A 10,007-nucleotide genomic window follows, 5' to 3' on the forward strand; every position below is an offset into this window, starting at 1 on the left:
CCGACACCGGGTGCCCGGGTGCCCCGGGTGCCGGGTGTAGACATGTCACCGGGTGTAACGCCGGAGTTTGGATTTTTTAGGCCGCTTGTTTTTCGTCGCGCAGCTGGCGGCGCAGGATTTTGCCGACGTTGGTTTTCGGCAGTTCGTCGCGGAATTCGATGTATTTCGGTTTCTTGTAGGCGGTCAGCTCGTGCTTGCAGTAGTCCAGGATCTGCTCGGCCGTCAGATTGGGATCCTTGCGCACCACGAACAGCTTCACGGCCTCGCCCGAGTTCTTGTCTGGCACGCCGATGCAGGCCACTTCCAGCACGCCCGGATGCGCGGCCACCACGCCTTCCACCTCGTTTGGATACACATTGAAGCCGGACACGATGATCATGTCCTTCTTGCGGTCCACGATGCGGGTGTAGCCCTGCTCGTTCATGATGCCCACGTCGCCGGTCTTGAAGAAGCCGTCGGCCGTCATGGACTTGGCCGTCTCGTCCGGACGGTTCCAGTAGCCGGCCATCACCTGCGGGCCGCGGATGGCGATCTCGCCGGCCGAGCCGAATGGCAGCGGCTTGCCGTCGTCATCCAGGATCTGCACTTCGGTGGACGGTATCGGCAGGCCGATGGTGCCGGTGAATTCCTTGATGTCCACCCGGTTGGCGGTTGCCACCGGCGAGGTCTCGGACAGGCCGTAGCCTTCGATGATCGGGGTGCCGGTCAGCTTCAGCCAGCGGTCGGCCACGGCCTGCTGCACCGCCATGCCGCCGCCGTTGCAGACCGAGTAGCTGGAAAAGTCCAGCTTGGCGAAATCGGGGTTGTTCAGCAGCGCGTTGTACAGCGTGTTCACGGCCGGGAATACCTTGACCCGGTACTTGGCCAGCTCCTTGACGAAGCCGGGGATGTCGCGCGGATTCGGAATCAGCAGGTTCAACCCGCCCATGCGCATGCCCATGAAGGCGCTGATGGTCAGCGAATAGATGTGGTACAGCGGCAGCGCGCACACGAACACGATCTGCTCCGTCTGCGGCTTCATCTGCAGCCAGGCTTCATTCTGCAGCACGTTGGCGATCACGTTACGGTGCAGCAGGATGGCGCCCTTGGACACGCCCGTGGTGCCGCCCGTGTACTGCAGGAAGGCGATGTCGTCATGCCCCTGCTTGACCGGCTGCAGCGTGAGCGCGGCGCCGGCCGCCAGCACCTGCTTGAAGGTGAACGATCCGGGCAGCGAGAAGGCCGGCACCATCTTCTTGACCTTGCGTACCACCAGGTTGACGATCATGCCTTTCAGCCCGCCCAGCAGGTCGCCCATGGAGGCCACCACCACGTGCTTGACCGGGGTCTGGGCCAGCACCTGCTCCACCGTGGTGGCAAAGTTCTCCAGCACGAAAATGGCTTCGGCGCCCGAGTCCGCCAGCTGGTGCTGCAGCTCGCGCGGGGTGTACAGCGGATTGACGTTGACCACCGTGTAGCCGGCGCGCAGCGCGGCCGCCATCACCACCGGATACTGCAGCACATTGGGCATCATGATGGCGACGCGCGCCCCCGGCTGCAGGCCGCGGCTTTGCAGCCAGGCCCCGACCTGCTGCGACATGCGGTCCAGCTCGGCGTACGTCAGGAACTTGTCCATGCAGACGAAGGCATTGCGGTCGGCATATTTGCGGAAGGAGTCTTCCAGCAAATGCGTCACCGAGCGGTACTGCGTGCTATCGATCTCCGCCGGTACGCCTTCGGGGTACGACTTCAGCCAAACTTTGTCCATCTTTCTTGCCTCATCTGATCTATCTTGGGCGGCGCTCAGGCCGCCTGTTTCTGGGCGCTTTCCTCGTCGCGCAGCACGCGGCGCAGGATCTTGCCCACATTGGTTTTCGGGAGTTCGTCGCGGAACTCGATGTATCTCGGGCGCTTGTAGCCGGTCAGCTGTTCCTTGCAGTAGGCCATCAGCGCATCCTGGGCCAGGCCTGGGTCCTTGCGCACCACATACGCTTTCACGGCCTCGCCCGAGTGCTCGTCCGGCACCCCGACCACGGCGCATTCCAGCACGCCGGGATGGGCCGCGATCACCGCCTCCAGCTCGTTCGGATACACGTTAAAACCGGACACCAGGATCATGTCCTTCTTGCGGTCCACGATCTTGACGAAGCCCTGCGCATCCATCACGCCCACGTCGCCCGATTTGAAGTAGCCGTCGGCCGTCATCACCTTGGCCGTTTCGTCCGGACGGTTCCAGTAGCCGCTCATCACCTGCGGGCCGCGGATGGCGATCTCGCCGGCCGTGCCCAGCGGCACCGGCTGGCCGTCGTCGTCCAGTATCGTCATGTCGGTGGACGGTATCGGCAAGCCTATGGTGCCGGAAAACGCAGTGCCGTTGGACAGGTTGCAGGACGCCACCGGCGCCGTCTCCGACAGCCCATAGCCTTCGATGATGCCGACCCCGGTCGCCTTCAGCCACTTGTCGTTGACGGCCTGCTGCACCGCCATGCCGCCGCCCAGGCAGATTTTCAGGCTGGAGAAATCCAGGTGTCCGAAATCAGGATGATTGACCAGGGCGTTGTACAGCGTATTGACGGCGGGCAAAACATTGAAGCGGTACTTGGCCAGTTCCTTGATGAAGCCGGGGATGTCGCGCGGATTCGGGATCAGCACATTGAGCGCGCCGATGCGCGTGCCCCACATGGCGCACACCGTCAGCGCGAAGATGTGGTACAGCGGCAGCGCGCACACGAACACCAGCTGTTCGCCATCGCCCAGGCCGACGGCCGGCGCCGACCAGGCCTCGGTCTGCAGCACATTGGCAATCACGTTGCGGTGCGACAGGGTGGCGCCCTTGGACACGCCGGTGGTGCCGCCCGTGTACTGCAGGAAGGCCGGATCGGTGGATTTGACCGCCACGGGCGTGAGCTTCATGCGGCCGCCGTAGGACAGCGCATCCTTGAAGCGCACCGCGTTGGGCAGCGAGTAGGCCGGCACCAGTTTTTTCACGCTGCGCACCACGAAATTGACCAGCACACCCTTCAGGCCCAGCATCTCGCCCATGCTGGCCACCACGATGTGCTTGACCGGGGTCTTGCCCAGCACTTGCTCCAGGGTGGCGGCAAAGTTTTCCAGCACGATGATGGCTTCGGCGCCGGCGTCCTTGAGCTGGTGCTCCAGCTCGCGCGGGGTGTACAGCGGGTTGACGTTGACCACCACATAGCCGGCGCGCAGGATGGCGGCCAGCGCGATCGGGTACTGCAGCACATTGGGCATCATGACGGCCACGCGCGCGCCCGGCTTCATGCCGCGGCTTTGCAGCCAGGCGCCCAGGCGGCGCGAGGCGGCATCGACCTCGGCATAGGTGAGGAATTTGTCCATGCACACATAGGCCTTGCGGTCGGCGAACTTGTGGAACGACTCTTCCAGCAATTGCACCAGCGACCCGTACCGGTCGGGATCGATCTCGGCGGGTACATTGGGCGGATACGACTTCAACCAGATTTTGTCCATCCTGTGCCTCTTGTCTCGAATATTATCGTTGTAGGTTACGGCGCACAGTGCCGGCGGGTGGCGTGCGGAGGCGTGTGATGCGCGCAAACAAGCGCAGCCTCCGTGCGATGCTATCGGCGGGCCGACCCGCGTGCAAGCGCTTTCGCCCATATTGGAACAAGCACTCTAGGCGGGCACGCTTATTGCATTGCAACATCAATCCGGCGCGGTCGGGCCGGCCGCCTGGGCTGCCATGGCGGCTTGCGCCGCCACCTGGGCCGCCTGCAGCGCCGCCTCGGCCGCCCGTGCGGCGGCTGCGGCCAGGGCCGTGCGGTTCAGGTCCTGCAGCTCCTGCTGGCGCTGCGCCAGCGGCATGGCGGACAGCTTGCGCACCGCAGCATAGAAGCGCGGAAAGGTCTTTTCCTCGGCCAGCATGGCGCGGAAGGCCGGCAGGTAGTCATTGTAGGTGCCCACCGCGCTCAAGTGGGCGTTGGTGAGCGGTTCGGCAAACCAGCGGTCGTAGCCGGAATAGCCGCCCCAGCTTTCCTCCTTCAGCTTCACATAGTCGGCCTTGAGCTGGGCAAATATGCGGGCCTTTTGTTCGCGCTTGTGCTTGTCGCTGGTCTTGCTGGCGTACAGGGTGGCCAGGGCCTTGCGGTGCTTGACCAGCAGCGCCAGGAAATCCTGGCGGCGCGCCGTGTAGCGGGCATAGGCCTCGCGCATGGCCTCGTTGCCATACAGGTCCATCCAGCGCGCCACGCCGGCTTCCTCCACGGCCGTGGCGAAGCCTTCGTTGAACTGCGAATCGCCCTGCACATACACCACCTGGTGGGCCAGTTCGTGGAACACCATCTTGGCCAGTTCGGCGTCGGAATAATTGATGAAGGTCGACAGCAGCGGATCGCTGAACCAGCCCAGGGTGGAATAGGCCGGCACCCCGCCCACCTGCACGTCGTTGCCCTCGGCGCGCAGTTCGGCCGCGTAGGCCATGGCGTCTTCCTTGTCGTAGTAGCCACGGTAGCTGACGCAGCCGGCAATCGGGAAGCACCACTGGATGGGACGCAGCGACAGCTCCGGCGTGGCCACCACGTTCCACAGCACGAAGGGACGCTTCAAGGCCGCGTAGTTCTTGTAGCTGGCGTTGTCCGGCAGGCCCAGTTCATTGACGGCGAACTTGCGTATCAGCTGCGCCTTTTCCAGCCGCGCGCGCAGCTGCGGATCGGTCTTGGGATCGCCCAGCCAGTCATCGATGGGGCGGGTATCCGACCACAGCGAGTACTGGCCCTGTGCAGCTTGCATGTAGTAGCGCAATTGCGCGCAGCCCGCCAGCATCAGGGCGACCGCTCCCGCCGCCAGCCAGTATCTGGCGCGTAGGACTCGGCGGGCAAACTTGCGCATAAATTACCTTCAAGCAGCGACTCTTTCGACTTGTACCAGTGTATCGTAAAAAGTCGGCGCACGGCCCATGTCGGTGAGGCGCTGGCTGGTCACTTCGTTGGCGTTCTTGCCATCGGAAGCGAGTTTTTTCCACCATACCGAGAGGCCCACCACCAGGCCGGGCCGGGCTTTATCGGTCACGCGCGCCTTGGCCACAAACGAGCCGCGATCGTTGTAGATACGCACCATGTCGCCGTCCGCGATGCCGCGCGCCGCGCAGTCGGCGGGATGGATATCGAGGTGGGGCTCGCCCTCGGTGGCGCGCAAGCTGGCCACATTGACAAAGGTGGAGTTGAGGAAGTTGCGCTGCGGCGGAGAGATCATGGCCAGCGGATAACGCGCCGCCAGTTCCGGGTTGCTGGCCGCCGATTCGTAAGGAGGAATATAGGCCGGCAGCGGATCGAGGCCGTCGCGCGCCATGGTCTCGGAATAGAACTCGCACTTGCCGGACGGCGTAGGGAAGCCGCCCTGGGCAAACGGCGCGGCCGGCATGTTGAGCTTTTGCCAGCCCTTCTGCTTCAGCGCATCCCAGTCGAAGTGCACGGCGCGCGCGTCGCCTTTGTGGAAGGCTTGCGCCGCCAGCTCATCGTCGCTCTCGCGGAAGCAGGGGGCGTCGAATCCCATGCGCGCCGCCAGCAGGCGGAAGATCTCGGTATTGGGCTTGGCCTCGCCCATGGGGGCGATGGCGGCGTTATTGGCCATCATGTACAGATGGCCATACGAAGTGTGGGCGTCCACATGTTCCAGCTGGGTGGTGGCAGGCAGCACGATGTCGGCGTAGTCCACGGTGTCGGTCTGGAAGTGCTCCAGCACCACGGTAAACAAATCCTCGCGCGCAAAGCCGGCCGCCACCTTGGCTGAATCGGGAGCGATGGCCAGCGGGTTGGCGTTGTAGACTATGACCGCCTCGACCTGCGGGCCGAATTGCGCCGAGGCCGGGCGCAGCAGGTCGTCGCCTATGGTGGTCATGTTGATGGTGCGCGGCGCGTTGGGCAGCAGGTCGGGCCGCTGCAAGGCCGGCTTGTTGGTCGGGAACGAGCCGGACGAGGACAGCTGCACGCCGCCGGCCGCATGGCGCCAGGCGCCCACCAGGGCCGGCAGGCAGGTGATGTTACGCACCGCCATGCCGCCGCCGCGCACGCGCTGCACGCCGTAGTTGGTGCGTATCGCCACCGGCTCGCCGGCCTTGGCCATGCCGCCGTACAGGCGCGCCAGCTGCAGCACTTCTTCCACGCTGATGCCGCAGGTGGCGGCAGTGCGCTCGGGCGTCCATTCCGCCGCGCGCTGTTTCAGCTGCTCGTAGCCCAGCGTGTAGCGGGCGATGTAGTCATGGTCCAGCAAGTCTTCCGCGATCAGCACGTGCATCATGCCCAGCGCCAGCGCGGCGTCGGTGCCGGGCAGCAGGGCGATGTGCTGGTGGCACTTCTCGGCCGTCAGCGAGCGGTAGGGATCGATGGCGATCAGCCTCGCGCCCTTGCGCTTGGCCTCCATGGCGCGGGTCCAGAAATGCAGGTTGGAAGCGATGGGATTGCCGCCCCAGATCAGGATCAGTTTGGCGTCCTGGAACTGTTCCAGGTCGGTGCCCACGGTGGCGCCTATGGTGTACTTGTAGCCGGTGAAGCCGGCCGTGGCGCAGATGGTGCGGTCCAGCAGCGAGGCGCCCAGCTTGTGGAAGAAGCGCAGCGACATGGACTCGCCCTGCAGCAGCCCCATGGTGCCGCAGTAGCTGTAGGGCAGGATGGCTTCCGGGGCGCGCGACGCTATCGCTGTGAGTCTGCCTGCGATGGCGTCCAGCGCCTCGTCCCAGCTGATGCGCTCGAACTTGCCCTCGCCTTTTTTACCGACCCGGCGCAGCGGGTACAGCAGCCGGTCCGGGTGGTAGGTGCGCTCGGTGTAGCGGGCCACCTTGGTGCACAGTACGCCGGCCGTGGTGGGATGGTCCGGATCGCCCTTGACGGCAGTGGCGACGCCGTCTTCCACCGTGACCAGCAGGGCGCAGGTATCGGGGCAATCGTGCGGACAGGCGGCGCGCACTTGTGTCGTAGTCATGATCTGAAATCCAAAAAAGCTTATGCTGAAAACGGTATCGTAAACCATTCCAGCTCTGCTGTAGCGGGCTCTGGATTTCCTCTTGATACAAGGGCTACAATGGTCGCTCCTGTCGCCATTGTCGATTTTACAAAATGAGAGATGGCGCGCACCCGATCCTGGAGAAGCACATGAAACTCGTCGATCCCATCATTGCATTTCAATCCGAGCTGCAGCAGATACGGCGCGACATCCATGCCCATCCCGAGCTGTGCTACGAGGAGCAGCGCACTTCCGACGTGGTGGCCGCCAAGCTGGCGGAGTGGGGCATCCCCGTGATACGCGGCCTGGGCCAGACCGGCGTGGTCGGCATCATCAAGAACGGCAGCTCGCAGCGCGCCATCGGCCTGCGCGCCGACATGGACGCCCTGCCCATGCAGGAGGTCAACACCTTTGCCCACGCCTCCCGCCACGCCGGCAAGATGCACGCCTGCGGCCACGACGGCCACACCGCCATGCTGCTGGGGGCGGCCCACCATCTGGCCCACAACCGCCATTTCGACGGCACCGTCTATCTTGTGTTCCAGCCGGCCGAGGAAGGCGGCGCCGGCGCGCGCCGCATGATAGAGGATGGCCTGTTCGAGCAATGCCCGATGGACGCCATCTACGGCATGCACAACTGGCCCGGCCTGCCGGCCGGCAGCCTGAACGTGGTGGCAGGACCGATGATGGCGTCCAGTAATGAGTTCTATGTCACCATCAAGGGCAAGGGCGCCCATGCGGCCCAGCCGCACAAGGGCATAGACCCGGTCATGGTGGCGGTGCAGTTGGCGCAAAGCTGGCAAACCATCATCACACGCAACAAGAGCCCGCTGGACACGGCCGTGCTGTCCATCACCCAGATCCACGCCGGCAGCGCCACCAACGTGATCCCGGACGACGCCACCCTGGTCGGCACCGTGCGCACCTTCACCACCGCCGTGCTGGACCAGATCGAGCAGCGCATGGGCGAGATCGCCAAATACACGGCGGCAGCCTTCGGCGCCGAGGTGGAATTCAAGTTCCGCCGCAATTATCCGCCCCTCATCAATCATGCGAAAGAAACGGCGTTCGCGGTGGCAGTCATGAAGGAACTGGTCGGCCCCGAACAGGTCAACGACCAGGTCGAACCCACCATGGGCGCCGAGGATTTCGCCTTCTTCCTGCAGGAAAAGCCGGGCTGCTACATCTTCATCGGCAATGGCGAGGGCGACCACCGCGAAGGCGGCCACGGCCTCGGCCCCTGCGTGCTGCACAATGGCAGCTACGACTTCAACGACAACCTGCTGCCGGTGGGCGCCAGCTTCTGGGTGCGGCTGGTGGAAAAGGCGCTGCCGCCCGGCGCCTAGAGTTGGTCGGGCGCCGTGCCCACGCGCTGCCCGGGGTTAAGCTGTTCCAGGCCGATCAGGCCGGCCGCGTGATCGGCCTGCGGGATGGTCTCCGCCAGCATCTCGTAGCGCTGCGTCACCAGTTCCGTCAGCGGCAGGGCAATTCCGGCCGCCTTTGCCGCCGCCAGGATGTTGCGCTGGTCCTTCAGTTGCGTCGCCACCTTGCCGCCGGCGACAAAATTACGGTCCAGCATGCGCTGGCCGTGCACTTCCAATATCTTCGACTCCGCGAAACCGCCGCGTATGGCGGCCCGCATCGCGGCCGGATCGGCGCCGGCCGCCTGCGCCAGCAGCATGGCCTCGGCCACCACGTTGATGGTGGCGCCCACGATCAGCTGGTTGCACAGCTTGGCGACCTGGCCGCTGCCGGCCGGGCCCACCAGGGTGGCGCGGCCCATGGCGGCCAGCACCGGCTCCGCTTCGGCGAAATCCTGCGCGCTGCCGCCCGCCATGATGGCCAGGGTGCCGGCCGCCGCGCCGCCCACGCCGCCGGACACCGGCGCATCGATGAAGCGCCGGCCGACAGCCTGCAGGCGTGCGTCGAAGTCCTGCGCTTCCGACTGGCGGGTCGAACTCATGTCCACCCACAGCGCACCCGGCGCCAGCGCCGGCAAGGCGCTTTGCATGACCTGGTCCACCGTGGGACCATCGGCCAGCATGGAGATAACGAGGGGCGCATCGCGCACGGCGTCAGCCAGTTGCTCCTGGGCCGTGGCGCCGGCCGCCGCCAGCGGCGCCATCTTGGCATGGGTGCGGTTCCAGACCGTAACGGAATGGCCGGCGGCCAGCAGGCGGCGTACCATGGGTTCCCCCATCAAGCCGATACCGAGGAAAGTGATTCGAGTAGACAATACTGCTCCTTGGAAGAGGTGGCGTCGGAATTATTTCCGGAACCCCGGTACAATTCCGCCAGCCGTATACATATTGATACCGCTTTTAATCGCAAGGATACTATGTTCACGAAAAAGATAATGGCAGCCGCAGTAGCGCTGCTGGCCACCCAAGGGGCGTACGCTCAACAACTGGTCGACTCCGTGTCGGTCGATTACGGCAGCGCCGCCAAGGTACGCATGACGCGCCTGGACGTGCAGAAGGATTGGGATGTGCGCTGGTTCCAGTCGAACGGCACCCACCTGAGCGGCTACTGGGAAGGCAGCATCGGCTTCTGGCAGCAGAAGCAGTACCGCAACATTTCGGGCAACGACAAGAACCTGTGGGATGTGGGCTTCACCCCGGTGTTCCGCTTCCAGAACGACACCAAGAAGGGCATCTACTACGAGGGCGGCATCGGCGCCCACTACCTGTCTGACCTCTACGACAACGACACCTACCGCCTGTCCACCCACTTCCAGTTCGGCGACCACATCGGTATCGGCTATGTGTTCGACAACAACTGGGAACTGGGCGCCAAGATCCAGCATTTCTCCAATGGCGGCTACAAGAAGCCCAACACCGGCGTGAACTACTTTGTAGTTAAAGCTGGCTACCGCTTCTAAAATCACACAAAAACGCTGCTACGGCAGCGTTTTTTTTGAAGAGTACAAACGCAGAAAAGCCCCGACAGGATCACCTGAAGGGGCTTTTTCATATAACTAGCCTGACGATAACCTACTTTCACACTGGTTGCAGCACTATCATCGGCGCAGAGTCGTTTCACGGTCCTGT

At 64.2% G+C, this 10,007-nt stretch carries 7 protein-coding genes; 2 read left to right on the plus strand and 5 right to left on the minus strand.

Going from position 1 to position 10,007, the window contains the following annotated elements; translation table 11 throughout:
• Positions 1-76: 76 nt before the first annotated feature.
• The 4 genes from ACLB1G_RS24365 to ACLB1G_RS24380 form a co-directional block, all read right to left on the minus strand.
• Complete coding sequence (locus ACLB1G_RS24365; protein WP_491629841.1) at positions 77-1,747, minus strand: long-chain fatty acid--CoA ligase; 1,671 nt, start codon at positions 1,745-1,747, stop codon at positions 77-79.
• Between the two features lie 35 nt (positions 1,748-1,782).
• Complete coding sequence (locus ACLB1G_RS24370) at positions 1,783-3,471, minus strand: long-chain-fatty-acid--CoA ligase (protein ID WP_491629842.1); 1,689 nt, start codon at positions 3,469-3,471, stop codon at positions 1,783-1,785.
• Positions 3,472-3,666: 195 nt separating this feature from the next.
• Positions 3,667-4,848, minus strand: a complete 1,182-nt coding sequence (locus ACLB1G_RS24375; RefSeq protein WP_491629843.1) for an aminopeptidase — start codon at positions 4,846-4,848, stop codon at positions 3,667-3,669.
• Positions 4,849-4,857: 9 nt separating this feature from the next.
• Positions 4,858-6,936 (minus strand): molybdopterin-containing oxidoreductase family protein, encoded by a 2,079-nt coding sequence (locus ACLB1G_RS24380; RefSeq protein ID WP_491629844.1) that lies wholly within the window; start codon positions 6,934-6,936, stop codon positions 4,858-4,860.
• 170 nt (positions 6,937-7,106) lie between these two features.
• Here ACLB1G_RS24380 and ACLB1G_RS24385 point away from each other — a divergent pair, with 170 nt between their 5' ends.
• The gene (locus ACLB1G_RS24385; RefSeq protein ID WP_491629845.1) at positions 7,107-8,303 is read left to right on the plus strand and encodes a M20 aminoacylase family protein; all 1,197 of its coding nucleotides are present in this window, start codon (positions 7,107-7,109) and stop codon (positions 8,301-8,303) included.
• On the opposite strand, the gene ACLB1G_RS24390 is transcribed toward ACLB1G_RS24385, so the two are convergent.
• Complete coding sequence (locus tag ACLB1G_RS24390) at positions 8,300-9,193, minus strand: NAD(P)-dependent oxidoreductase (protein ID WP_491629846.1); 894 nt, start codon at positions 9,191-9,193, stop codon at positions 8,300-8,302. The genes ACLB1G_RS24385 and ACLB1G_RS24390 overlap by 4 nt on opposite strands.
• A gap of 102 nt (positions 9,194-9,295) precedes the next feature.
• Here ACLB1G_RS24390 and ACLB1G_RS24395 point away from each other — a divergent pair, with 102 nt between their 5' ends.
• Positions 9,296-9,838 (plus strand): acyloxyacyl hydrolase, encoded by a 543-nt coding sequence (locus tag ACLB1G_RS24395; protein ID WP_491629847.1) that lies wholly within the window; start codon positions 9,296-9,298, stop codon positions 9,836-9,838.
• Positions 9,839-10,007: the final 169 nt, after the last annotated feature.

The organism is Duganella kummerowiae (genome assembly GCF_053572355.1).